The organism is Arcobacter rhizosphaerae (assembly GCF_049472155.1).
Classification (GTDB): Bacteria; Campylobacterota; Campylobacteria; order Campylobacterales; family Arcobacteraceae; genus Arcobacter_B.
The window spans coordinates 488,059-512,636 of record NZ_JBMOVW010000002.1 but is presented as its reverse complement, the minus strand read 5'-3'; the positions used below and the strand labels follow the sequence as shown (position 1 = coordinate 512,636).

At 27.5% G+C, this 24,578-nt stretch carries 23 protein-coding genes; 20 read left to right on the top strand and 3 right to left on the bottom strand.

From position 1 onward, the window contains the following. The first annotated feature begins 79 nt into the window (after window positions 1–79). From trxA to ACH5BH_RS05550, 4 genes are all read left to right on the top strand, one after another. The gene (trxA, locus tag ACH5BH_RS05565) at window positions 80–397 is read left to right on the top strand and encodes a thioredoxin (RefSeq protein WP_404306119.1); all 318 of its coding nucleotides are present in this window, start codon (window positions 80–82) and stop codon (window positions 395–397) included. 147 nt (window positions 398–544) lie between these two features. After that, window positions 545–1,957 (top strand): DASS family sodium-coupled anion symporter, encoded by a 1,413-nt coding sequence (locus ACH5BH_RS05560; RefSeq protein WP_423297708.1) that lies wholly within the window; start codon window positions 545–547, stop codon window positions 1,955–1,957. A gap of 54 nt (window positions 1,958–2,011) precedes the next feature. Beyond that, entirely contained in the window at window positions 2,012–4,192 is a 2,181-nt protein-coding gene (locus tag ACH5BH_RS05555) for a sensor histidine kinase (RefSeq protein ID WP_423297707.1), read from the top strand. Continuing rightward, on the top strand, window positions 4,189–4,845 hold the full coding sequence (locus tag ACH5BH_RS05550) for a response regulator transcription factor (protein WP_423297706.1): 657 nt from the start codon (window positions 4,189–4,191) through the stop codon (window positions 4,843–4,845). Before ACH5BH_RS05555 ends, ACH5BH_RS05550 begins: the two co-directional genes overlap by 4 nt. A gap of 17 nt (window positions 4,846–4,862) precedes the next feature. Here the strand turns inward: ACH5BH_RS05550 and ACH5BH_RS05545 are convergent, their stop codons facing one another. Beyond that, window positions 4,863–6,188 carry an alanine/glycine:cation symporter family protein gene (locus ACH5BH_RS05545; RefSeq protein ID WP_404306112.1) on the bottom strand — a complete coding sequence of 442 codons (1,326 nt, stop codon included), beginning with the start codon at window positions 6,186–6,188 and terminating at the stop codon, window positions 4,863–4,865. A 210-nt stretch (window positions 6,189–6,398) separates the two neighbouring features. Here ACH5BH_RS05545 and trxB point away from each other — a divergent pair, with 210 nt between their 5' ends. The 4 genes from trxB (at window position 6,399) to mnmL (ending at window position 10,546) form a co-directional block, all read left to right on the top strand. Further along, window positions 6,399–7,328: a thioredoxin-disulfide reductase gene (gene trxB, locus ACH5BH_RS05540; RefSeq protein WP_423297705.1), complete on the top strand. Its 930-nt coding sequence runs from the start codon at window positions 6,399–6,401 to the stop codon at window positions 7,326–7,328. 14 nt (window positions 7,329–7,342) lie between these two features. After that, window positions 7,343–8,116 carry a 4-hydroxy-tetrahydrodipicolinate reductase gene (dapB, locus tag ACH5BH_RS05535; protein WP_423297704.1) on the top strand — a complete coding sequence of 258 codons (774 nt, stop codon included), beginning with the start codon at window positions 7,343–7,345 and terminating at the stop codon, window positions 8,114–8,116. A 116-nt stretch (window positions 8,117–8,232) separates the two neighbouring features. Beyond that, on the top strand, window positions 8,233–9,582 hold the full coding sequence (gene purF, locus ACH5BH_RS05530) for an amidophosphoribosyltransferase (protein WP_404306106.1): 1,350 nt from the start codon (window positions 8,233–8,235) through the stop codon (window positions 9,580–9,582). A 1-nt stretch (window position 9,583) separates the two neighbouring features. Then, a complete protein-coding gene (gene mnmL / locus ACH5BH_RS05525; protein ID WP_423297703.1) occupies window positions 9,584–10,546 on the top strand; it encodes a tRNA modification radical SAM protein MnmL/YtqA in 963 nt (320 codons plus the stop codon). Window positions 10,547–10,569: 23 nt separating this feature from the next. Here the strand turns inward: mnmL and ACH5BH_RS05520 are convergent, their stop codons facing one another. Continuing rightward, on the bottom strand, window positions 10,570–11,466 hold the full coding sequence (locus ACH5BH_RS05520) for a LysR substrate-binding domain-containing protein (RefSeq protein ID WP_404306102.1): 897 nt from the start codon (window positions 11,464–11,466) through the stop codon (window positions 10,570–10,572). A 117-nt stretch (window positions 11,467–11,583) separates the two neighbouring features. Between ACH5BH_RS05520 and ACH5BH_RS05515 the strand changes: the two genes are divergently transcribed. The 12 genes from ACH5BH_RS05515 to ACH5BH_RS05460 all read left to right on the top strand — a co-directional run bounded on the left by ACH5BH_RS05515 (window position 11,584) and on the right by ACH5BH_RS05460 (window position 23,402). Beyond that, on the top strand, window positions 11,584–13,638 hold the full coding sequence (locus tag ACH5BH_RS05515) for an ATP-dependent helicase (RefSeq protein ID WP_404306100.1): 2,055 nt from the start codon (window positions 11,584–11,586) through the stop codon (window positions 13,636–13,638). A gap of 10 nt (window positions 13,639–13,648) precedes the next feature. Then, the gene (gene truB, locus ACH5BH_RS05510; protein WP_423297702.1) at window positions 13,649–14,497 is read left to right on the top strand and encodes a tRNA pseudouridine(55) synthase TruB; all 849 of its coding nucleotides are present in this window, start codon (window positions 13,649–13,651) and stop codon (window positions 14,495–14,497) included. Continuing rightward, a complete protein-coding gene (locus tag ACH5BH_RS05505) occupies window positions 14,497–15,261 on the top strand; it encodes a 4-(cytidine 5'-diphospho)-2-C-methyl-D-erythritol kinase (protein ID WP_423297701.1) in 765 nt (254 codons plus the stop codon). Before truB ends, ACH5BH_RS05505 begins: the two co-directional genes overlap by 1 nt. After that, complete coding sequence (gene smpB / locus ACH5BH_RS05500; protein WP_404306094.1) at window positions 15,262–15,735, top strand: SsrA-binding protein SmpB; 474 nt, start codon at window positions 15,262–15,264, stop codon at window positions 15,733–15,735. A gap of 456 nt (window positions 15,736–16,191) precedes the next feature. Further along, on the top strand, window positions 16,192–17,658 hold the full coding sequence (ccoN, locus tag ACH5BH_RS05495; RefSeq protein WP_404306092.1) for a cytochrome-c oxidase, cbb3-type subunit I: 1,467 nt from the start codon (window positions 16,192–16,194) through the stop codon (window positions 17,656–17,658). Between the two features lie 15 nt (window positions 17,659–17,673). Beyond that, on the top strand, window positions 17,674–18,357 hold the full coding sequence (ccoO, locus tag ACH5BH_RS05490; protein WP_404306090.1) for a cytochrome-c oxidase, cbb3-type subunit II: 684 nt from the start codon (window positions 17,674–17,676) through the stop codon (window positions 18,355–18,357). Window positions 18,358–18,366: 9 nt separating this feature from the next. After that, window positions 18,367–18,591, top strand: coding sequence for a CcoQ/FixQ family Cbb3-type cytochrome c oxidase assembly chaperone (locus ACH5BH_RS05485; RefSeq protein ID WP_404306088.1), 225 nt, complete (start codon window positions 18,367–18,369; stop codon window positions 18,589–18,591). 1 nt (window position 18,592) lies between these two features. Then, complete coding sequence (locus ACH5BH_RS05480; RefSeq protein WP_404306086.1) at window positions 18,593–19,483, top strand: c-type cytochrome; 891 nt, start codon at window positions 18,593–18,595, stop codon at window positions 19,481–19,483. Between the two features lies 1 nt (window position 19,484). After that, window positions 19,485–19,727 carry a DUF4006 family protein gene (locus ACH5BH_RS05475; RefSeq protein WP_404306084.1) on the top strand — a complete coding sequence of 81 codons (243 nt, stop codon included), beginning with the start codon at window positions 19,485–19,487 and terminating at the stop codon, window positions 19,725–19,727. Window positions 19,728–19,830: 103 nt separating this feature from the next. Next, window positions 19,831–20,466 (top strand): hypothetical protein, encoded by a 636-nt coding sequence (locus tag ACH5BH_RS05470; RefSeq protein WP_404306082.1) that lies wholly within the window; start codon window positions 19,831–19,833, stop codon window positions 20,464–20,466. A 4-nt stretch (window positions 20,467–20,470) separates the two neighbouring features. Continuing rightward, window positions 20,471–21,037: a hypothetical protein gene (locus ACH5BH_RS05465; RefSeq protein ID WP_423297700.1), complete on the top strand. Its 567-nt coding sequence runs from the start codon at window positions 20,471–20,473 to the stop codon at window positions 21,035–21,037. A 40-nt stretch (window positions 21,038–21,077) separates the two neighbouring features. After that, window positions 21,078–23,402, top strand: a complete 2,325-nt coding sequence (locus ACH5BH_RS05460) for a PD-(D/E)XK nuclease family protein (protein ID WP_423297699.1) — start codon at window positions 21,078–21,080, stop codon at window positions 23,400–23,402. Between the two features lie 51 nt (window positions 23,403–23,453). Here the strand turns inward: ACH5BH_RS05460 and prfB are convergent, their stop codons facing one another. Further along, window positions 23,454–24,548: a peptide chain release factor 2 gene (gene prfB / locus ACH5BH_RS05455; protein ID WP_404306077.1), complete on the bottom strand. Its 1,095-nt coding sequence runs from the start codon at window positions 24,546–24,548 to the stop codon at window positions 23,454–23,456. Between the last annotated feature and the right edge of the window lie 30 nt (window positions 24,549–24,578).

Sequence of the window (24,578 nt, the reverse complement as noted above, 5' to 3'; positions counted from 1 at the left end):
CCTTTTTTTATGCCCAATTTAAGCTAAATATTATTTATTAAATGATAAAATTTTTCCAATAAAACAAAAAGGATAAAAAATGAGTAAATATATAGAATTAAATAATAGTAATTTTGAAGAAACAACAAAAGAAGGTGTAGCTTTAGTTGACTTTTGGGCTCCATGGTGTGGACCTTGTAGAATGTTAAGTCCTGTTATTGATGAATTAGCAGCAGAGTTTGAAGGTAAAGCAAAAGTTTGTAAAGTAAATTCTGATGAAGAACAAGATTTAGCAGTTAAATTTGGAGTTAGATCTATTCCTACAATTATCTTCATGAAAGATGGTGAAGTTGTAGATACAATGATTGGGGCTTCTTCAAAACAAGCTTTCGCTGATAAACTTAACTCATTAATTTAATTAACAAAAAAAACTTATAAATACTAACAATTATTAAAACTAAGGATTTTCTCCTTAGTTACTTTCTTTTTTAATACTTAGTAAATGTCATACTAAGGTCATTTTACTTTTTTAAAATTTCAGTATAAGAAATAAAAAGGAGATGACATGCTTCAAAGTCAAACTTTTAAAATAGCATTACCGTTACTTGTTGCAATACTTATTGCAATAATGCCAACGCCAGAAGGTTTAAGTGTAAATGCGCAATACTTTTTCGCAGTATTTTTAGGGGTAATTGTAGCTTTAATTTTAGAGCCAATCCCAGCAGCACTTATAGGTTTAACAGGAGTTGCATTTAGTGCAGCATTTGGTTTAGTAGGTGAAACAGCAAAAGCCAATAGAGATTGGGCTTTAAGTGGTTTTTCAAATGGAGTGATTTGGTTAATTTTTGCAGCATTTATGTTTGCATTAGGTTATAAAAAATCAGGACTTGGTAAAAGAATAGCTTTACTTTTAGTAAAAGCTTTAGGTAAAACATCACTAGGTTTAGGATATGCAGTTGCTTTTGCTGATGGTATTTTATCGCCATTTATGCCATCAAACACAGCAAGAAGTGCAGGAACAATTTTCCCAATTGCTATTAATATTCCTCAGATGTTTAATTCAACTCCTGAAAATGAACCAAGAAAATTAGGTGCATATATTTCATGGGTAGCAATTGCAGCAACTTGTGTTACAAGTTCAATGTTTTTAACAGCTTTAGCACCAAATTTATTAGCTGTATCATTAGTTGAAAAAAATGCAGGTATTTTAATCTCTTGGGGAGAGTGGTTTAGTACATTAGCTTTAATTATGATACCACTATTTTTACTTGTTCCTTATATTACTTATTTAGTATATCCACCTGAGCAAAAAACTTCACCAGAAGCTCCTGCATGGGCAGCTAGTGAACTTGAAAAAATGGGACCTGTAACTAAAAAAGAGTTAATTATGTTAGGACTTGGCTTATTAGCTTTAGTTATGTGGATTTTTGGAAAAACAATTGGTATAAATGGTACAGTAGCTGCACTAGTTGTTTTATGTTTACTTGTTTTAACAAAAGTTATTGATTGGGAAGATGTTATTACAAATAAAGCAGCAATCAATGTATTTATTTGGTTCGCAACTTTAGTTGCAATGGCAAGTGGTCTTAAAAAAGTTGGTTATTTAAAATGGGCAGCAGGTTTAATCTCAAGCTGGTTAGCTGGTGTTGATCCTGTAAATGTTGTGATAATACTTGTAGTGTTATTCTTCTTATTCCACTATTTATTTGCAAGTGTTACAGCTCATGTAGTTGCACTTTTACCATTATTCCTAGGAATTGGAATGAATTTAATTCCAGCAGAAATGGTGCCATCACTAGCAATACTATTAGTTGGATCACTAGGACTTATGGGAATTATTACTCCTTATGCAACAGGACCTTCACCTATTTGGTATGGGGCAGGGTATATTTCACAAGCAACATGGTGGAAATTAGGAGCAATATTTGGAGCATTATTCTTAGCTTCATTAGTTCTTTTAGGCTTCATTATTCTTTAGCAAAAATAGCACCAATAAAGGTGCTATTTTTATAAATCTTACTATAATAAATTTATGAAAAAAACTTTATTACTACTATTAATTCTTTCAAGCTTTCTTTTTTCAAATGATTCAAATAAAAATATATTGATTATAAACTCTTATCATAAAGGTTATAAATGGAGTGATGATGTAATAAAAGGAATAGAAAAAGTTTTTTATAATCATTCTAATATAAATTTAAATATTTTATATATGGACTCCAAAAGAATAACATCACAAGAGTATAATGAAAATTTAAAAAATCTCTATAAAGTTCAGCTAAATCAGAGAAAATACGACTTAGTAATTACTGTTGATAGGTTTGCCTATGATTTTATCATTAATTCCTATAATGAACTTTTTTCTGATACAAAAATACTTACTGTTGGAATAGAAAATTTTTCAAATAAAAGGTTAGTTGAAAAGAATTTATTAAATAAAGTTTGGGTTTTATTAGAAAAAAGAGATTTACAAGGGAATTTAGATTTAATCAAAAAAATTATTCCAGGTATTAAAAATCTCTATATAATTAATGATAAAAGTTTAAATGCTCAACATACTGAACCACTTATTAAAAACTTGTTTAAAAACTTTGATGGAAGATATAATCTTATATATATTAAAGAAGATAATATCGAAGCTTTGAAAAATCGTTTTAATTTTTATGAAAATAATAGTGCAATTTTATTTATAAGATTTTATAAAAATAGTGATGGAAAATTAAATAAAAATTATGAAATTTCAAAATTTATAGAAGAATCAAAAGTGCCAGTTTTTATTACTGATTCTGTTTTTAAAAGTAAAGGTGCAATTGGTGGTAAAATAATTGATTTGATAAAGTTTGGTGAAAAGTCAGGAGTTTTAGCATTAGATATTATAAATGGAAAAGAAATAAGAAAAGTAAATGTATTTAGGGATTTTACTTATGTTTTTGATGCTAAAAAATTAGATGAATTTACTATTGCTATAGCTCAAGTTACGAATGATTATGAGCTGGTAAATAAAAGAATTACTTTTTTTGATAAACATAGAGGTTTTATAAATTTTGTCTTTACAATTTCACCTATTTTTATTTTTCTTATTTTAGGATTAATTCATAATATTTATATGAGAATAAATACTCAAAATAAATTAAAACAAAGAATTGTTTTTGATGAAGTGTTATTAAATGCAATAGAAAGTCCTATTTTTTGGCAAGATGAGAAGGGAAAAATAATTGATTCAAATATGATGTTTTGTAATATTTTAGATATAAAAAAAGAATCAATTTATAATAAAAAATTAGATGATTTTTTAGATAATAAAAATATTGAAATATTAAAAAAGGCATTATTACGATATCAGAAAAATTCAAAGAAGAATTCTATTTTTAAACTTAAAACAACAACTATTCATGAAAAAATATATTTTATAAAACAAGCAATTTATTGTGATAGTAAAACAAAAAAGACAGGAATTGTTACAATTTTAACTGACATAACAAAAGAAAAGAAAATTGAAAATGAACGGCAAAAAAATCAACAGTTTATTATTCAACAATCAAAATTAGCAGAAATAGGAGAAATATTTTCATCAATTGCACACCAGTGGAAAGCTCCATTAGTTGAAATCACAACTATAGCGCAAGAGAGTTTTTATAATTCTCAAACAAATAAAAGTGAGAATGAATCTTATGTAAAAGATATTATGACACAAGTTGAATATATGAACAAAACTATAAATGATTTTCAAAATTTTATTATTCCTTCAAATAAAAAAACAATCTTTAATGTAAAAGAAGCAATTGAAGAATTACTAAAAGTTGTAAATCATAATATAAAATACAACTATATTGATATAAACTTATATTGTGAAAATAATTTAAATTTAACTGTATGTGGATATAGAAATGAATTTATGCAATCAATATTGAATATTATAAATAATGCAAAAGATGAATTAATAAAAAAAGATTTAAATGATAGAAAGATAGATATTAATATTTTAAATTTAGAAAATTTTGTAAAAATACAAATAATAGATAATGCAGGTGGAATAAAAGAAGCAAATTTAAAAAAGATTTTTAAAGCTTATTTTTCTACAAAAAAAGAAGGACATGGTATAGGTTTATATATGGCAAAAATGATTATAGAAGATAAAATGAATGGTAAATTAAATGTAAAAAATACCAATGAAGGTGCTTTATTTGAAATTGTTTTGGAGTATAAGAAGTGAAAATTTTAGTTTTAGAAGATAATGAAAGATTACTAAATTTAATAAAAGTATCATTAGAGAAAGAAAATTATCAAGTGGATACCTTTACAGATGGGCAAGAAGCTTTAGATAATTTAGAAAATGGTTACTCATGTTTTATTTTAGATATAAATGTACCCAATATTGATGGTATATCACTTTTAGAATTATTAAGAATGAATCATAAAGATAGTCCAGCTGTTATAATTAGCTCAAATCATGATTTTGAAAGAATCCAGAAATCTTATGATTTAGGTTGTGATGATTACATAAAAAAACCATTTTACATATTTGAATTAGTTGAAAAAATAAAAAAGCTTTGTAAAATTGAAAAAAAATATTTACAATTTAATGAGAGTTTTAAGTATGATTTTAAAAATAGAATTATGTATGAAAATGAAAATGAATTAGAATTAACAAAAAAAGAAATTCTTTTTTTAGAATTATTTTCTAAAAATTTGCATCATATAGCAAGTTATGATGAAATTTATGAATATGTTTGGGAAGGTGAAGATACAAACTTAACAAATGTAAGAGCTATGATTAAAAGATTAAGAAGAAAACTTTTTAATGATGCTATATTAAGTGTGAAAGGCTTAGGATATAGTTTAAGTAAAAGTACTAAGTTAGTATAAAAGCTTAAGCTTTTATACTATTTATTTTTAAAATATCTATTTGTTTCTGTTGTAACAACTTTAGAAAGAATTAAAAGACCTATTAGGTTAGGTATTGCCATTAAACCATTTGCTAAGTCAGAAAAATTCCAAACTAATTTTAGTTGAGATACACATCCTACATAAATTATACAGATAAAAAATACTCTGTAAAAATATATTTTTTTATCTCCTAAGATATATTCAAAAGCTCGCTCTCCATAGTATGACCATCCAAGAATTGTAGAATATCCAAAAAGAATTGTTGCAAAAACAATTACTAAAGCTCCCCAATCACCTAAAAAGAATTCAAAACTTTTTAGTGTTAACTCACCTGCATTTCCACCTTGTGTCCAAATAGGTGCCATTAAAATAATTAATGCTGTCATTGTACAAACAATTAAAGTATCTATAAATGTTTGAGTCATTGAAATTAAAGCTTGTTTTACAGGATCACTTGTTTTTGCAGCAGCAGCTGCAATTGGCGCAGAACCTAAACCTGATTCATTTGAGAAAACTCCTCTTGCTATACCATATCTAATTGCAGCAGCTATTGCAGCACCTGCAAACCCACCTGTAGCTGCCATAGGATTAAAAGCATAATAAAAAATCATTCCAAAAGCATCACTAACTTTATCAATATTAGTAAAAATAATAATAAATGCAGTAACTAAATATATAGCAATCATAAATGGAATTAAATAAGTGGTTACCTTTCCAATAGTTTTAATACCACCTAAAACTACAATAGCAGTAATTGTAAGTAAAACAACACCTGTCATCTCATAAGAAATATTAAATTGAGAATTTAAAGCATTAGCAACAGCATTTGCTTGTGCCATATTTCCTATTCCAAAAGAAGCAATAACAGTAAATATAGCAAAAGCCATAGCTAGCATTGGCATATTAGCACCTTTGTAAATATAATACATAGGTCCACCTTTGTAACCATTTAAACCTTTTTCTCTATACTTAACTGCTAGAATTGCTTCTGAATATTTTGTTGCCATTCCAACTAAACCTGTAACCCACATCCAAAAAACAGCACCAGGGCCTCCCATGTTTATAGCAGTAGCAACACCTACAATATTTCCTATTCCAACAGTAGCTGCAAGAGCAGTCATTAGTGCTGCAAAGTTAGATATATCACCTTTTGCATCATCTTCTTTTTTAAAAATTAATTTAAAAGCATGACCTAATGCCCAAAACTGCATACCTTTTAATCTTATTGTTAAATAAAGACCTGTCCCAACTAGCAGTATTAACATTGGTGGTCCCCAAACAAAAGATGCGATTGATGAGATAATTGTGTTTAAATTTTCCATATATTTCCTTTTAGTTATGAAATAATAGCATAAAAATTTTAAACAAAAAATCAATTCTTTAAGTTGATATTTAATATTAAATGATAAAATTTATCCAATAAAGTTTTGTTTTGATTAAACTATAACTTACATAGTTTTTAGTATTATACTGTTTTGATAAATACTATAAATTATAATAAAAATAAATGATATAAATAAAAGGATACTAATATGTTAGATTTAGCAATTATTGGTGGAGGACCTGCTGGGTTAACTGCTGGGCTTTATGCTACAAGAGGTGGTTTAAATAATGTTGTTATGTTTGAGATGGGAATGCCTGGTGGACAAATCACTGGTTCATCTGAAATTGAGAATTATCCAGGTCAAGGTGAAGTAATGACTGGAATGGAATTAATGCAAAATTGGCCTGAACAATGTCAAAAATTTGGATTAAAACATGAAATGAACCAAATTACTAATGTAGTAAAAGAAAATGATATCTTTAAATTGACAGGTGTTGATGGAAAAGAGTATGAAGCTAAAACTGTTTTAATGGCAACAGGTTCTGTTCCAAGAAGAGCTGGATTTGCTGGTGAAGATAAATTCTTTGGTCAAGGTATCTCAACTTGTGCAACTTGTGATGGATTCTTCTACAAAGGTAAAGAAGTTGCAGTTGTTGGTGGTGGTGATACAGCACTAGAAGAAGCAGTTTATTTAGCAAAACTTTGTTCAAAAGTTTATTTAGTTCATAGAAGAGATACTTATAGAGCAGCTCCATCTACAATTGAACATATGAAAAACACTGAAAATATTGAAGAAGTTACAAATGTTACTGTTGAAGAAGTATTCGGAGATAACACTGGTGTTCTTGGATTAAAAGTAAAATCTAAAGAAACAGGTGAAATTAGAGATTTACCAACTCCAGGTGTTTTTGTATTTGTTGGTAGAGATGTTTTAAATGACCCAATTAAACAAGAAGATGGGTCTTTCCTTTGTGATGTAAATGAGCAAGGTGAAGTTATCGTAAACCTTAAGATGGAAACATCAACACCAGGTTTATATGCTGCTGGTGATATTAGAATTGATGCAGCAAAACAAGTTGTATGTGCCTCAGGAGATGGAGCAACTGCAGCAGTTAATATTATTGAATATATAGGATAAGGAAGCTAGAAAAAATGATTAAAGTAGGTATTTTAGGAAGTACAGGTAGAGTTGGATCATTGTTAATTGATGATTTAGAAAATGATGAGCATGCAAGAGTAGGTGCAGTACATGTTTTTGATAAACTAAAGAAACAAGTACCAGAAGATACAGTAGTTACAAATGATTTAGCAGTTTTATTTGAAAACTCAGATGTAGTTATTGATTTTTCAGCTCCTGCTGCAACAGAAGCTTTACTTACAGAAGTAGTAGAAAATGGTGCTAGAAAGCCATTAGTTATTGCTACGACTGGATTTAATAAGCATCAACAAAATTTATTGTTAGAAGCTAGTAAATTAGTACCAGTATTATATGCTACAAATATGAGTTTAGGTGTTGCTGTTTTAAATAAACTTGTACACTTAGCTTCAAAAACATTAGCTAATTTTGATATTGAAATTGTTGAACAACATCATAGACATAAAGTTGATTCTCCCTCAGGTACAGCTCTTACACTTGCAGAGCATGCTGCAGATGCAAGAGGTTTAGATTTAGATGATGTAAGAATCTCTGGAAGAGATGGACAAATAGGTGCTAGAACAAAAGATGAAATCGCTGTTATGGCATTAAGAGGGGGAGATATTGTAGGAAGACATACTGTTGGACTATATAATGATGGAGAATTTTTAGAGTTAAATCATACTGCAACAGCAAGAAACACATTTTCACAAGGTGCTATTAAAGTTGCAAAATGGATTATTGGAAAAGATGCAAAACTTTACTCAATTAATGACGCTTTAGGTCTATAAAACTAATAACAAATTAAATATAAAAATACTAAGAGGAAAAGATATTTTACTCTATAAGTTTTTTACTTATAGGTGCGCATCAAGTTCACTTCTTCCTCTTTTAAAAGGTTAAATAAATGTGTGCAATAGTTGGAATTTACGGAAATGATAATGCAGCAAGGTTAGCTTCTTTAGCTTTATTTTCTATGCAGCATAGAGGTCAAGAAGCAACAGGTATTTCTTCTTCTTGTAGTGGTAAAATTTATACAAAAAAAGATAGAGGTTTAGTATCAGAAGTATTCACAGATGAGGCTTTACAATATTTAAAAGGTAATATGGCAATTGGTCATAATAGATACTCAACAGCAGGTGGGGATTCAATTTTAGATGCACAGCCAGTTTTTGCTAAGTATAAATTAGGTGAGATATCAATAGTTCATAATGGTAACTTAATTAATAAACAAGAAGTAAGACAAGACTTAATTGACAAAGGTGCTATTTTCCAAACTGGAATGGACACAGAAAACCTAATTCATTTAATTGCTAAAAATACAAAAGATAGATTAAGAGATAGAATAAAAGAGGCTTTAACTAAGACTATAGGAGCTTATTGTTTTATTGTTCAGTCAAGATCAAAACAGTTTGTAATTAGAGATAGATATGGTATTAGACCATTATCTTTAGGAAAATTAAAGTCAGGTGGATATATTGTTGCATCAGAAACTTGTGCATTTGATTTAGTAGATGCCGAGTTTATAAGAGATGTTAATCCAGGAGAAATGTTAATCTTTAGTGAAGATAAAGATGAACCAGAATCAATTCAATTATTTGAATCTCAGTATAGACCTTGTGCTTTTGAGTTTGTATATTTTGCTAGACCTGATTCAGTTATAGATGGCAAAAATGTATATAGAACTAGAGAAAATATGGGAAGAGCACTTGCTAGAAACGATGAAGATTCTGAAATAAATGTAGATATGGTTGTACCTGTACCAGATTCAGGAGTTCCAGCTGCACTTGGTTATGCTGCACAAAGTGGAGTACCTTTTGAGTATGGGATTATTAGAAATCACTATGTTGGAAGAACCTTTATTGAACCAACACAAGAGATGAGAAACTTAAAAGTAAGAATGAAACTAAGTCCTATGAAATCACTTATTGCTGGAAAATCACTACTTGTTATTGATGACTCAGTTGTAAGAGGTACTACATCTAAAAGAATAGTAAAAATGCTAAAAGATGCAGGAGCTAAAGAAGTTCATTTTAGAGTTGCTTCTCCTGAAATAAAATTCCCTTGTTACTATGGTATTGATACACCAAATAAAGAAGAGTTAATTTCAAACAATATGTCAGTTGATGAAGTATGTGAATATATTCAAGCTGATTCATTAAAATATCTTTCAGTTGATGATTTAACAGGTGCAATTGGAAATGATAGAAATTATGCTTTAGAGAGTTTCAATGGGGATTACTTCGTAAAAGAGTAAAATGAGTAATTTAAAAGACGTTTTAACAATAGGTAGGTATTTTAAAAATAAATTTGGAGAAAAAGTTTATAAAGTTCCTATTTCAATATCTGGATTTACTTGTCCAAATATTGATGGAACTAAAGCAAAAGGAGGGTGTTCATTTTGTGAAAATGACTCCTTCTCTCCTAATTTAAAAGAGAAAAGAACTAAGTTTAAATTAAATCCTAAAATTAATGAAAACCCATATTTAGATAATCAATTAAAACAACTTGAAATGCAATTTGTTGCCACAAGAGATAGGCTACAAAATAAATTTGGAGTTGGAAAATTTATAGTTTATTTCCAATCTTTTACAAATACTTATGCTCCTTTTTCAACACTTAAAGCTTTATATGAAAAAGCCCTATCTTTTGATAATGTAATAGGACTTAGTATAGGTACAAGAACAGATTGTGTTACTGATGAGATTTTAGACTATTTAGTAAATCTATCAAAAGATAAAGAGATTTGGGTTGAGTATGGTATTCAATCTTTTTATGATGAAACGCTAGATACTATTAACAGAGGTGATAGTGTTGAAAATATGAAGTATTGGATTAAAAGAAGTAAAGAAAAAGGTTTAAATGTTTGTGGACATTTAATCTATGGACTTCCAGGTGAAAATCAAGAAATGATGTTAGAATCATTTAAGCAAACAGTTGATTTAAATGTTGATTCTATAAAATTTCATCCTTTGTATGTAGTAAAAAACACTCTTTTAACAAATGAGTTTAGAAAAGGAAGATTTACACCAATTACTGAGGATTTATATATTGATACAGTTGTGAAATCTATAGTTGATTTACCTGAAAATATTTCAATTCAAAGAATTACTGCTGGAATTGATGATGATACTTTACTTTCACCACAATGGTGTAGAGATAAACATACTCAAATGAAAAAAATAAGATTAGCTTTGGAAAAAGAGGGGCTTAATTATTAAAATAAGTATTAGAGTTCTAATACTTATTTCATTTTTAGAAGATAGTCAACTACATTGTCTATAAAAGCATCATGTTTTCTATCTTTTCTATATGCAATATATAATTTTCTAACCATTTTTTGATTATTAATTCTTGATTCATATAAAGCACCAGATTTTAAAAGTGATTCAATGGCATTTCTTGAAACAATTGAAACAGTTGGTGTTGCATTTTTATCTGAGTGTAAAACAGTTTGTACAATTGTTGTGGCACTTGTAACTTCACTAGTTACATCAAAAGTATCACAGTCAGGATAATTAGCTTTATCAAGATTTTCTTTAAAAATAGCTCTTGTATGAGAATCAGGGTTTCTACATACCCATTTATAAGATAACAGATCTTCTGCTTTTGCTCTTGTTGGAAGCTTCTGATTTGAAAATATTACAATTTCATCTTCCATCCATTCTCTATATACAATATCGTCGTTTGGAACATAGTTTTCAACTAAAGCCATATCAATTTTTTTATCAAGTAAGTCTTGAATCGCTTCATGAGAAACAGAAACATTGATTGATACTTCATTGTTAATATTTTCTTTAAGATTATTTAAAAATCTAGGTAAAATATAGTTTCCAATAATAAATGATGCTCCAAAAACAAAAGTAACATCTTTATTCATAATTTTTAGTAGTTCTTTTTCGCCATTTGCAACACATTTTTCGATCTTTAAAGCGATTGAATAAAGCATTTGACCTTCTTTTGTAAGTCTAATACCATTTTTCTTTCTATCAACTACTTGTACATCTAAGTAATCTTCAATATATCTCATTTGTTGTGTTACAGCAGGTTGAGAAATACCAAGTTTTGCTGAAGCTTTAGAAAAAGACTTTTCTCTAACAACTGTTAAGAATGTCTCTAGTTTAGCAAAATCTGTTAGCATTATAACCTCCGTAAAATAAATTATGATTATAATAACATTTATTTATATATAGAATAATTAAGAGAAATAGTGAATTTAATTTTTATGTGGTATAATTATATATTATTGGGAGAAGAAATGTCAGAAAATCTATTATCATTATTAAACGATTCACAAAAAGATGCCGCACAACATATTGATGGTTCACTGTTAATTTTAGCAGGTGCAGGGTCTGGAAAAACAAAAACTATTACAACTAGACTAGCATATTTGATTTCAATAGGAATTGACCCAAGTTCAATTTTAACACTTACATTTACAAATAAAGCAGCAGCTGAGATGAGAGAAAGAGCTTTCTCTATGATAGACCCAGCTATGATAAATACTCCACCATTATTATGTACATTTCATAAATTTGGTTTACTATTTTTAAAGTTTCACATGACGCAACTTGATAGAAAAAACAATTTCATAATAATAGATACAGATGATAAAAAAAGAATACTAAAATCAATAGAAAAAGATATAACAACTTCACTTTTAGTTAGTGAAATATCAAAGTATAAAAACACTTTAATTACACCTGACGAGGCAAAAGCAGCAGCACAATTAAAGCTTTATCAGCAAATTGCTGATGTATATGAAAAATATGAAGCATATTTAGAAAAAAATAATCTTGTAGATTTTGATGATTTAATTTTACTTCCATACTTAATACTAAAAAATAATGAAAGATTAGCACAAGAAATAAGTCAAAAATATCAATATATAATGGTTGATGAGTATCAAGATACAAATGAACTTCAATATAAACTTTTAAAGATGTTATGTTCTTCACATAATAATCTTTGTGTTGTTGGTGATGATGACCAAAGTATTTATGGTTGGAGAGGTGCTACTATTAAAAATATTCTTAATTTTAGTGAGCATTTTGAAAATACAAAAGTTGTGAAACTTGAAGAAAACTATAGATCGACTGATACTATTTTAGACCATGCAAATCAACTTATTGAACACAATAGAGATAGGCTTGGTAAAAAACTTGTAGGAACAAGAAAAAAAGGTGATTCTATTAGAATATATGAATCACATGATGAAAATGAAGAAACAAGAAAAATCATTGATGATATTAAAAAACTTTTAGATAGTGGTGTTAGTGCAAAAGATGTAGCTATTTTATTTAGAGTTAATGCCTTATCAAGATCACTAGAAGAAGGTTTTAACAGAGCAGGATTAAATTATAAATTAGTTGGTGGTATGAAGTTCTATGAAAGAGCAGAAATTAAAGATTTAATAGCTTATTTTAGAGTTCTTACTAATTCTCATGATAATTTTTCCTTAAAAAGAATTGTAAATAAACCTAAGCGTGGGATTGGGAAAACTACAATTGAAAAACTTGATGCAAAATCGGCGCAGTTACAAAAACCGATTTTTGAACTTATTCAAAGTTTTAATGCTGAAGAATTAACAGCAGTTGTTGGTAAAAAGAACTCAAGAACATTAAAAGTATTTGAAGCTTCAATTATGGATTTAAAAGAACAGTTAAAAGAATCAAAAATGAAGTTTTTAGATTCATTTGAAGAGGCTTTTGATTATAGAGCTTCTTATGATACTGTTCCAGATGGATTTGATAGACAGGCTAATATTGATGAATTTTATGGATATATAAGAGATTTCTTTATTCAAAATCCTCACTTAGATTTAAAAGATTTTTTAAATGAAATTGCACTAGAAAGTGAAAATGATGGACTTTATAATGAAGCTGTTTCGATGATGAGTATTCATGCTTCAAAAGGTTTAGAGTTTAAACATCTTTTTATTATCGGTTTTGAAGAAGGTTTTTTTCCTATAACAGGTGATGGTAGTGATATAGAAGAAGAAAGAAGATTAGGTTATGTTGCTATTACAAGAGCTATGGATAATCTAACTCTATCGTTTGCTCACTCAAGATTTTATAAAGGGAAAAGAGCTGTTTTAAATAAATCAAGGTTTTTGAGTGAATCAGGACTTATAAAAGGTTGTTTAACGATTGAGAAACATTCATCTTTCAAAAAAGGTGATTTGGTTCAACATAAAATATTTGGTATGGGTAGAGTTCAAAAAGCAAATAAAGCTGGTAAAGATTATAAACTAACAATTAATTTTGGTGGACAAAGAAGAGATATTCTATCTTCATTTGTAGAAAAAATATAAGAGGTTTTCTTTGCAAAAGAAATTATATAATAAAGAACCCTTAAATAAATTGCTTGTTGTAAAAAAACCAATATTTAAAAGTTCAAACTCTTATTTAAATGAAATAAAAAGAAAATATAAAAATAAAAAAGCAGGTTTTAGTGGAACTTTAGATCCCTTTGCTTGTGGATGTTTAATTGTAGCTTTTGGACAGTATTCAAAACTATTTAATTATATGAGTAAAACACCTAAAACTTATAGGGCAGTTATTTGGTTGGGAGCTCAATCTGAATCATTAGATATTGAAAATATGATTAGTATTGAAAATGAAGAAAAGCTTGAGTTAGAAGTTATTGAAAAAGAAGTGAAGAATCTTATTGGTGTTCATGAATATTATCCTCCTAAATTTTCTGCAAAGAAAATAAATGGTAAAAGAGCTTATGATTTAGCCAGAGAAGGTAAAGATGTGCAAATGAAAAAGTCATCTATGAGAGTTTATAATACTAAATTAATATCATATAATCATCCTTTTATTACTTTTGAAAGTTCAGTAAGTGAAGGTTCATATATTAGAAGTCTAGCTCAAATATTGCTAAGTAAACTTTTAAGAAAAGGAACTTTATCATATCTTGAAAGAATTAATGAAGGTAAGTTTTTCTATGAAAATGAAAAAGATTTAAATCCACTTGATTATTTAGACTTACCAAAAAATAAATACTTTGGAACAAAAGAATGGCTTGATACGGGAAGAAAAATATCAATAGAGTATTTAGAAAATAAAAATGATGGAAAATATCTAATAGTATTTGATGAGTTTTTTAGTATAATCCAAATTGAAAATAAAGAAGTAAAATATCTATTAAATAAGGTTTCTTTATAATGTACGCAAAATCTTATGCAAAAGTAAATATCTTTTTAAAAATTTCAGGAAAAAGAGATACATACCATGAACTTGTATCTAGGTTTGTTCGAGTTCATAATATGTATGACGAATTCTCTTTTGTTAAAACGAATAGGAAAGCATTTAATATTATAGGGAATTTTGGGTGTAAACTAGAATCAAACACTGTATATAAAGCATACAATTTGATAAAAAACTTGAAGAATGTTGAAGAATTTTTTAAAGAATACAGTGTAAAAATAGAGAAAAATATTCCTGAATTTGCTGGATTGGGAGGTGGTAGTTCTAATGCTGCAACTTTTTTAATAATGGCTAATAAATATTGTAATTTAGATTTAACAAAAGATGAACTATGTGAAATAGCAGTGAAAATTGGTGCAGATGTTCCATTTTTTGTATACGAATATGAAAGTGCAAATGTTACTGGTATTGGAGAAATTGTAGAAAAATTTGAGGAAGAGCCTTTAAATATAAAAACAATAACACCAAATATAAAATGTGACACAGGAAAAATCTTTTCATTTTTTAGAGAATATTTTTATAAAGAAATAAATAAAGAAGAAAGAGCAAAGCTATTAAGTATGAAATCAATTGACATTTTAAATGAGCTTAATATAAAAGAAGCAAATGATTTATATGAACCTGCAATTATGGCTAAGCCAGAATTGGAAGAATACTCAAAAGAAAAATGGTATTTTAGTGGAAGTGGAAGTTCGTTTTTTACTATAAATGAGGAAAAGTAAATGGCAAAAAAAGAAAAAGAAAAGAGCTTAGTTTTTAAAAATAAAAAAGCATGGCATGATTATCATATATTAGATACTTATGAAGCTGGAATTTCTCTTCAAGGTAGTGAGGTAAAAGCTATTAGAGAAGGTAGAGTTAATTTAAAAGATACTCACATTAGAATCATAAAAGATGAAGTATTTTTACTAAATATGCATATTTCTCATTTAAGTACAGCACATACAACTTTTAGACCTAATGAAAGAAGAGATAGAAAACTTTTACTTCATCGAAAAGAAATTGAAAAATTACATACAAAAGTTACTAAAGATGGAATTACAATTGTTGCATTAAAACTTTACTTTAATAAAAAAAATATAGTGAAAGTACAAATCGCAACAGCTCAAGGTAAAAAACTTCATGATAAAAGAGAAGATATGAAGAGAAAAACCATGCAAAGAGAGACTCAGCAAACACTAAAAAATTGGAAGTGATAAAACTTCCAAGTTAATAATAAAATTTACTAAATAACTATTATTAATTGCTAATTATGTAATTTGACTGAAAAATCATTCATATTAAGCTTTTATTCTACTTTAAAATAATCATATTTAAAGAAAAATAAAATATTAGATTTATAAAAATTTAACTTTTTAAAACTAAAAGCAATAACAAAAGCCTATAATAAGGCCTTTTAAAATATATATTTATCCAATAGGTTCAATAAAAACATAAGTTTAGATTATATAAAACTGTAAATAAGAAAAATAACATTAAAATAGCAAAACAGATAATTATTATCATTATAGAGTTGTTATTTAATTGTTAAATATTTGTTAATAAAATACTTAAATACTACTAAAATTAAGTAAAACTTTAGAGGCATTTAGCTAATATTTAGCATAAGTGACGATTTGTGACTTGTATATAAAATTAGTAGGAGGAGATTGATGCAAAACGGTGCAAAAATTGAGTACGATTACTCAGTTGCAAAAGCCTTTACATTTGCAACAATTTTGTTTGGTATCATTGGTATGACAATTGGTGTTATATTAGCGTTTCAACTAGCTTTCCCAGGTTTAAATAACTTAGCAGGGGAATATGGTACTTTCAGTAGATTAAGACCTTTACACACTAATGGTGTTGCTTTTGGTTTTGCTCTAAGTGGTATCTTTGCAGGATGGTATTACCTTTCTCAAAGAGTATTAAAAGTTTCTTTAAAAGAATCGCCATTTTTAATGGCTATTGCAAAATTACATTTTGCTTTATATTTTATCACAATTCTTTTAGCTGTTGTTACTCTATTTATGGGTATTACAACTTCAAAAGAGTATGCTGAATTAGAGTGGCCACTAGACATTTTAGTTGTTGTATGGTGGGTTTTATGGGGAATTTCAATTTTTGGTTTAATTGGAATTAGAAGAGAAAGAACTTTATATATTTCAATTTGGTATATGATTGCTACATTTATTGCTGTTGCAATGTTATACTTATTTAATAATATGGAAGTTCCTACTGCAATGGTATCTGGTTATGGATCGTGGATTCACTCTGTTTCTATGTATGCAGGTACAAATGACGCATTAGTACAATGGTGGTATGGACACAATGCTGTTGCATTCGTTTTTACAACACCAATTATTGCTTTAATTTATTACTTTTTACCTAAAGAATCTGGTCAAAATGTTTATTCATATAAATTATCGATCTTAGCATTCTGGGGATTATTATTTGTTTACTTATGGGCTGGTGGTCACCACCTTATTTATTCAACTGTTCCAGATTGGATGCAAACTATGGGTTCTGTAATGTCTGTTGTATTAATTTTACCATCATGGGGATCAGCTATTAATATGCTTTTAACAATGAAGGGTGAATGGCAACAATTACAAACAAATACACTAATTAAATTTATGGTATTGGCTTCAACTTTCTATATGTTATCAACAATTGAAGGGCCAATTCAAGCTATTAAATCTGTAAATGCAATTGCACACTTTACTGACTGGATTCCTGGTCACGTACATGATGGTGTATTAGGTTGGGTTGTATTTATGATTATGGCTGCTTTATATCACATGGTTCCAAGAATGTACAAAAGAGAATTATACTCTAAATCATTAATGGATACTCAATTCTGGTTACAAACAACAGGTATTGTTTTATACTTTACTTCTATGTGGATTGCAGGAATTACTCAAGGTATGATGTGGAGAGCTTATGATGAATATGGTTCATTAGTTTACTCATTTATTGATACAGTAGTTGTATTAAAACCATACTATACTATTAGAGCAGTTGGTGGATTATTATACTTAATTGGATTCTTTATGTTTGCTTACAACATTTACAAAACTGTTAAATGTGGTAGAATACTTGACAAAGAACCAGCTAATGCTACACCAGTAGCTGCGTAAGAAGGAGGGGAAATTATGTTTCATTGGTTTGAACAAAGACCGTTTTTCTTTGCGGTATTAGTATTTATTTTTGTTGCATTTGCAGGTATTGTTGAAGTAATTCCTGATTTTGCAAAACAGTCTAGACCAACAGTTGGTACTAAACCTTACACATTATTAGAGTTAGCAGGTAGACAAGTATATATTAAAGATTCTTGTAATGCGTGTCACTCACAATTAATTAGACCATTTAAATCAGAAACTGATAGATATGGTATGTATTCATTATCTGGTGAGTATGCTTATGATAGACCATTCTTATGGGGATCAAAGAGAACTGGTCCAGATTTATGGAGAGTAGGTAACTACAGAACTACTGACTGGCATGAAAATCACATGTTAGATCCAGAATCTGTTGTACCAGGTTCAATTATGCCAGCTTATCCTCACCAATTTGAGAATATTGCTGATTTAGAAACTGCTTATGCAGAAGCATATACAGTAAAAACAGTATTTAATACACCTTATGATGTAGATATCGATGGTGATGGTAATATTGATGTTCCATTAGGTGATTTTGAAACTGCTATTGCTAAAGCAAAAGCAGATGCTAAAGAAATTGCTGCTGATATGAAAAATCAAGCTGTAAAAGATGCTGTTGCAAACGGTCAGGTTCCTGAAATAGTTGCATTAATTGCATATTTAAATTCTTTAAAATAGAGGTTCTTAATGGATTATGAAACACTGCTTACTGTGCAAGGTTATGCTAAATTCTTTTTGATTTTAGCTGTATTTATTATTTTTTACTCTTATGCTTACTCTATATATAAAAGAGATAAAAAGGGTGAAAGAGATTTTGAAAAATATTCAAAATTAGTGCATGATGATGCAGATGTTTCGGTTCCTCTAGAAGATAGAAAAAAAGATAAAGATATAGATAATAAGGAGAAATAAGATGAAATCTATGGTAGTAGGTGGAATTGTTCTTATCATCGCTTTATTAGCAGGAACTTACTTTGCCGCAGGTGATGCTTTTAAAGGTGATGATTATATTAACAGCTTAACAATGTTAGGTGCTGTAGCAATTATTACAATTACAGTATTTGTAGCACTTAAATATGTTAATCAAATGAAAAATGATACAGCTAGTGGTGATTTAGCTGAAGAAAACTGGGATGGTATTGGTGAATATAAAAATCCTATTCCTTCTGGATGGGGTTTAGCATTTATCGGTGTTATTCTTTGGATGTTTTGGTACTTTACAGTTGGTTATCCAATTAATGGTTTTTCACAAATTGGTCAATGGAATGAAGAAACTATTGAATACAATAAAAAGTTTGAAGCTAAATGGGAAAATCCTTCACAAGAAACACTTGAAGCTATGGGTAGTTCATTATTCTTAGTACAATGTGCTCCTTGTCATGGTGTAGATGCTGAGGGTATTAATGGTAAAGCTCATAATTTAACAAAAAGATTTGCTAAAAATCAAGTTGTGGATGTGATTAAAAATGGTGCAAACAATTTAAAAACTGCATACCCAGCTGGAATGCCTCCAATGATGTTAACAGAAGAAAAAGATATCAATGAAGTTGCAGAGTACGTAGCTAATGGATTCCAAGGTGAACAACCAGCAGCTTATGGTGTTTGTGCTGGATGTCATGGTATGGATGGTAAAGGTATGGCTTACGTTGCACCAAATATTAGAGAATATGATGATGCAATTGTTATGGCTGTATTAAAAGATGGTAAAAAAGGAAATATTGGTGTAATGCCAAGTTTTGATGGAAGACTTAACGAAACTCAAGAAAAAGCATTAGCTACTTATATTAGAAGTTTAGGAGAGTAATATGGCTGGAAATACACAAATGAATGAAAATGAAAGAGGAATCTTTAAATTACATGGTATTACAGGGATGCTTATAGCAACTGCTTTATTACTTACAATCTTAGCAGTATTAACTGTTAATGGTATTAAGGTTCAACAAGACGAAGCTGACAATTACTATAAAATAAATCAAGATTTAAATGGTTTAAAAATGAATAGTAGTGATAACCACAAGCAATATGAGCTTGTTGGTAATGGTAAGTAAGGAGTAAAATATGGAAAAAATTATAGGTGTATTACTTTTAGTTTCTGCCGTAATGACAGCTTACTATGGGTTCTTTGACTCAACTAAAGTGTTCGTTGGATAAATGAAAAATTTAGTTAATTTTAAAATAGCAGTGGTTTTCTCACTGCTATTTTTTTTATCACAAAACTTATTAGCTCAAGGTTTTATTATCAATGATGATAATTTAATTGATAAAAGAGCAGAAGATAAAATCAATCAAATTGGAAATGAAGTAAAAACTAAACTAAATGTAAATGTTTATATTTATACAAAACAAACATTAGGTTTAGATGAAGAACTTCCTATGAAAAAGAAATTTCTTGCTATTAAAAATTTTGAAAATGAAATTTTGCCAGCACTTCAAAAGCCTTATGTTCTTTTAACAGCTTTTATTGAAGAAACTCATGTAAATCTTATTTATTCTAATGAAGAATTAAAGAAAAATATAGATAAAGATGATATTTTAGATGGATATGTTGTGCCTTTATTAGCTTCTAAAGATAAAAATACACTTTTTGCAAAAGTTAGTGCTTCTATGTTAAATGGATATGCAGCTATAGCTGATACTTTAGCTTCTAAAAAAGAAATTAAACTTGAATCTAGTATAGGAAATCAAGGAAAAGTTTCAAGTACTATTTGGCGTGTGTTTATGTATACAATGATTGTTCTTGGATTATTGGCTTATACTTATGCAGTTTTAAGAAAAAGGAAATCATAAATTTATGAAGAAAAGAAATTATTGGCCACTTTTTTTTATAGGAATATTTTCATTTGTATTTTCAATGATTATATGGACTATATATAGTACTTCTCAAGCTAACATTGATGAAGATCAAAGCTTTATGAAAAAATATCAAGATGTTGATGAAAATTATAATAATATTATAAATTCAAATAAAAAATTTAAAGAATTATATGATTTAAAACTTGTTTTAAATGATAAAACTTTTGATTTAAAAGTTGATGATATAAAATATTCACAAAGAGTATTAGAAAAAATATCTCGACATAAAGATATTATGTTACTAGGTCAAAATACAATAAAAGTATTTGCAATAGATAAAAAATCAAATACTAAAAAAGAAATAGACATTAATATTAAAGTTACTAAAAGTAGTACGGTTGATAAAGATATTATTTTAGATAATAGTCAATTTAAGATTAAAAATAATGAGTATTTAACACAATTTAAAATTGAAGAAGAGAATAATTGGAATATAACAGGTACTTTTACTATAGATGGTAATATTGGTTATATTTATATAAAAACAAATGCTAGAAAAAAATAGACTTTTCGTTTTCCCAACTTCAAGAGCGATTAGAACTTTTTTGAGTGATCAAAAAAATTCTAATACTCTTTTACCTTTTACTTTAACAATTGATGAGTTTTTTAAAAAATCTATAATTCTTAAGAATAAAAAATATTGTGATGAAGAACAAAGATTTTTATTTTTAAAAGAAGCTATTAAAGATTTAGATATTTCAAAACTTGGTATATCTGATAGTTTTACAAAATTTTTAAAACAAAATGAATACATATATAGATTTTTTACAGAGCTTTCAAGTGAAAAAATCTCAATTAATGATATTAAGACAGCTGATACCTATGATTACTATTATGAACATCTTGAAATATTATCAAAAATTTATGATAATTATGTAGATATCTTAGATAAAAATGATTTTGTTGATAGAGTTACTTATTTTAAATATTATGAATTAAATAAAAATTACTTAGATAAATTCAGTGAAATAAATCTTATTTTTGAAGGTTATTTTACAAAGATTGAATTTGATATTATAAAAGCAATATCTAAAAGAGTAAATTTAAATATAAAGTTTTTTTCAAATGAATATAATCAAAAGTCCTTAGAAGTTTTTAAAGATTTTATTTTAGATGATATTATAGATATAGATTTTGAATATATAATAAATATGAATGAAAAAAAAATCACTTATAAAAAAAAGTTAGAATCAAAAAATACAAATATTGAAATAAAAGGTTTTACTTCAAGAATAAACCAAATTGCATTTATAAAGTCATCAATTACAGAATGTATCAAAAAAGGTATAAATCCATCTAATATGGCTTTAGTATTACCTGATGAGAGTTTTGCTTCTACAGTGCAGTTATTTGATAATGAACGATACTTTAACTTTGCTATGGGGAAATCTATAGAAAATAGGAAGCTTTTTGAGGTTTCAAATGCAATATATAACTATCTTAATGAAAAAGAAATAGTGACTATAGAAAGACTAAGATATCTTAAAATAGATAAAAAGTTTGTTGATGATAATATTCAAAAAATTTATACAAAAATTTGTACTATTGAAAACTTTGGTTTTTTATGTGATTATATAAAAACATTTGAAACTAATAATGAAATATTACAAAAATTTGATGACTTAATTTACAAGTTAAAAAGACTACTATTTTCTTCTTCTAATTCATTATTAGTAAAAGATGTATATAAAATATTATTACAAAGAATAAATGAGATTAAATTAGATGATATTAATTCTGGGAAAATAACAGTTCTAGGATTACTTGAAACAAGAGCAAATATATTTGATGCAATTATTGTTTGTGATTTTAATGAACAATTTATTCCAAAAGCTTCTGTAAAAGATAAGTTTTTATCATCAAAGATTAAAGCAATGACAAATCTTCCAACATTAAGTGATAGAGAATTACTTCAAAAATATTATTATAAAAGATTGATTGATTCTTCAAAAGAAGTTTATATTTCTTATGTTAACTCTGATTCAAATCAAATTACAAGATTTGCAAATGAACTTTTTAAAGAAAAAGTTGATTATGGCGTTTATGATAATTCTTATAGACATATTTTATATAATAATCATACTTTAAAGCATTTTGATAAAGATATAATTGATAGAGTTGATTTAACAAAATTTTCTTGGTCAGCTAGTTCTTTGAAAACTTTTTTAGATTGTAAAAGAAAGTTTTATTTACAATATATTTTAAAAATTAAAGAGCATTATACTTCTTTGAAACCAAAGGCATTTGAACTTGGTGATATTGTTCATAAAATACTTGAAAGGTATTATACAGTTGATACTACATCATTCGAATTAGATTTTAGAAAAATTGAAAACCTATTTCATGAATATAGAAGTGAAAATCCACTTTTAGCACTTGATTTGGAAATATGGAAAAAGAAACTTTATGATTTTTATTTATATGATTCAAAAAGATTAGAGAATTCAAGAATATTAGGTTTAGAGAAAAGATTTGATATTAATTTTGAAGGAATAAATTTAAAAGGTATTGTTGATAGAATCGATTTTAATAATCAAACAAACAGATATGAAGTTATTGATTATAAAACATCATCTACTTTAAAGGTAGATACTTTAAAAAACTATGATAAATCTATTGATTTTCAATTAGAGTTTTATTATTTAGCTGTAAACGAATTATATAAAACAGATACAATTGATACTTTTTATTATGATTTAAATTCTACAAAATTAATAGAAGAAATTGCTCTTGATAAAAAATTAGAATTATTAAGTGAAAAGCTTAATGACTTAAAAGAACTTAGTAAGAATGATATAAATTTTGAGAAAACGCAACAAAAGTCCTCTTGTAATTTTTGTATATATAAAACTATTTGTAATAGGGAATAATTTTTGAAAATAAGTGCGAATTGATTCGCACTTTTAAATTGAATTTTAGTTTTATTTACTTGTAGCTATTAATACATCTTCAATAATCTTAGTAATATCTCCATCTAAAATAGCATCAACATTTGAATAACCAATATTACTTCTTGTATCTTTTACTTGTTGATAAGGTTGAAGTACATAAGATCTAATTTGATGACCCCATCCAATTTCACTTTTTTCAACACCATCTTTATCTGCTTTTTGTTTTTCAAGTTCTAATTCGTATAGCCTTGATTTAAGCATTTTCATAGCACTTGCTTTATTTTTATGTTGACTTCTGTCATTTTGACATTGTACTACAATACCTGACTCTATATGAGTGATTCTAATAGCTGATTCAGTTTTATTTACATGTTGACCACCAGCTCCACTTGCTCTATATGTATCTATTCTAATATCTTTATCTTCAATTTCAATATCAATATTATCATCAATTTCTGGACTTACCATAACAGAAGCAAAAGAAGTATGTCTTTTTGCATTTGAATCAAAAGGCGAGATTCTAACAAGTCTGTGAATACCATTTTCAGCTTTTAAATAGCCATAAGCATTTTCACCTTTTACTATAAAAGAAACATCTTTAATTCCAGCTTCTTCTCCTGGTTGATAATCAAGTAGTTCAATTTTGAAGTTTGATCTTTCCGCCCATCTTAAATACATTCTATAAAGCATAGAAGCCCAGTCTTGTGACTCTGTTCCACCTGCACCTGGGTGAATAGAAACTATAGCATTTGAAGCATCATCAGGGTTACTTAGCATTACAGATATCTCAGTTGATTTTATAAGCTCTTTTAGTTCTTGTGCTTCTTCATAAAGCATTTCAATAGTATCTTCATCTTTTTCTTCATTTGCTAATTCATAAAGTTCATTTGTCCCACTTAAGGCTTCATTTGCTTTGTTGAATTTACTAAGTTTTGAAAGTATTCTATTTTTTTCAATACCAATTTTTGTAGCTGTTTCTACATCATTCCAAAAGTCTTGTTGAGCTTCTAACTCTTCTATTTCTTTTAGTCTAGTATTTAATTCATCAGGTTTTAAAATACCTTTAATATTTTCAAGTTTAGTATTTAATGTTTTTAATAGTTCACTATATTCGTATGCATCCATATAATTCAATCCTTTGAATGGATTATACAA

Excerpts from the sequence above, each read along its gene's own strand:
- ACH5BH_RS05520 (WP_404306102.1), bottom strand. The coding sequence starts at position 11,466 with ATGCTAACAGATTTTGCTAAACTAGAGACATTCTTAACAGTTGTTAGA.
- ACH5BH_RS05555 (WP_423297707.1), top strand. The coding sequence starts at position 2,012 with ATGAAAAAAACTTTATTACTACTATTAATTCTTTCAAGCTTTCTTTTT.
- smpB (WP_404306094.1), top strand. The coding sequence starts at position 15,262 with ATGGCAAAAAAAGAAAAAGAAAAGAGCTTAGTTTTTAAAAATAAAAAA.
- trxB (WP_423297705.1), top strand. The coding sequence starts at position 6,399 with ATGTTAGATTTAGCAATTATTGGTGGAGGACCTGCTGGGTTAACTGCT.
- ACH5BH_RS05475 (WP_404306084.1), top strand. The coding sequence starts at position 19,485 with ATGGCTGGAAATACACAAATGAATGAAAATGAAAGAGGAATCTTTAAA.
- ccoN (WP_404306092.1), top strand. The coding sequence starts at position 16,192 with ATGCAAAACGGTGCAAAAATTGAGTACGATTACTCAGTTGCAAAAGCC.
- trxA (WP_404306119.1), top strand. The coding sequence starts at position 80 with ATGAGTAAATATATAGAATTAAATAATAGTAATTTTGAAGAAACAACA.
- ACH5BH_RS05545 (WP_404306112.1), bottom strand. The coding sequence starts at position 6,188 with ATGGAAAATTTAAACACAATTATCTCATCAATCGCATCTTTTGTTTGG.
- ACH5BH_RS05505 (WP_423297701.1), top strand. The coding sequence starts at position 14,497 with ATGTACGCAAAATCTTATGCAAAAGTAAATATCTTTTTAAAAATTTCA.
- dapB (WP_423297704.1), top strand. The coding sequence starts at position 7,343 with ATGATTAAAGTAGGTATTTTAGGAAGTACAGGTAGAGTTGGATCATTG.
- mnmL (WP_423297703.1), top strand. The coding sequence starts at position 9,584 with ATGAGTAATTTAAAAGACGTTTTAACAATAGGTAGGTATTTTAAAAAT.
- ACH5BH_RS05560 (WP_423297708.1), top strand. The coding sequence starts at position 545 with ATGCTTCAAAGTCAAACTTTTAAAATAGCATTACCGTTACTTGTTGCA.
- purF (WP_404306106.1), top strand. The coding sequence starts at position 8,233 with ATGTGTGCAATAGTTGGAATTTACGGAAATGATAATGCAGCAAGGTTA.
- prfB (WP_404306077.1), bottom strand. The coding sequence starts at position 24,548 with ATGGATGCATACGAATATAGTGAACTATTAAAAACATTAAATACTAAA.
- ACH5BH_RS05480 (WP_404306086.1), top strand. The coding sequence starts at position 18,593 with ATGAAATCTATGGTAGTAGGTGGAATTGTTCTTATCATCGCTTTATTA.
- ccoO (WP_404306090.1), top strand. The coding sequence starts at position 17,674 with ATGTTTCATTGGTTTGAACAAAGACCGTTTTTCTTTGCGGTATTAGTA.
- ACH5BH_RS05470 (WP_404306082.1), top strand. The coding sequence starts at position 19,831 with ATGAAAAATTTAGTTAATTTTAAAATAGCAGTGGTTTTCTCACTGCTA.
- ACH5BH_RS05515 (WP_404306100.1), top strand. The coding sequence starts at position 11,584 with ATGTCAGAAAATCTATTATCATTATTAAACGATTCACAAAAAGATGCC.
- ACH5BH_RS05485 (WP_404306088.1), top strand. The coding sequence starts at position 18,367 with ATGGATTATGAAACACTGCTTACTGTGCAAGGTTATGCTAAATTCTTT.
- ACH5BH_RS05465 (WP_423297700.1), top strand. The coding sequence starts at position 20,471 with ATGAAGAAAAGAAATTATTGGCCACTTTTTTTTATAGGAATATTTTCA.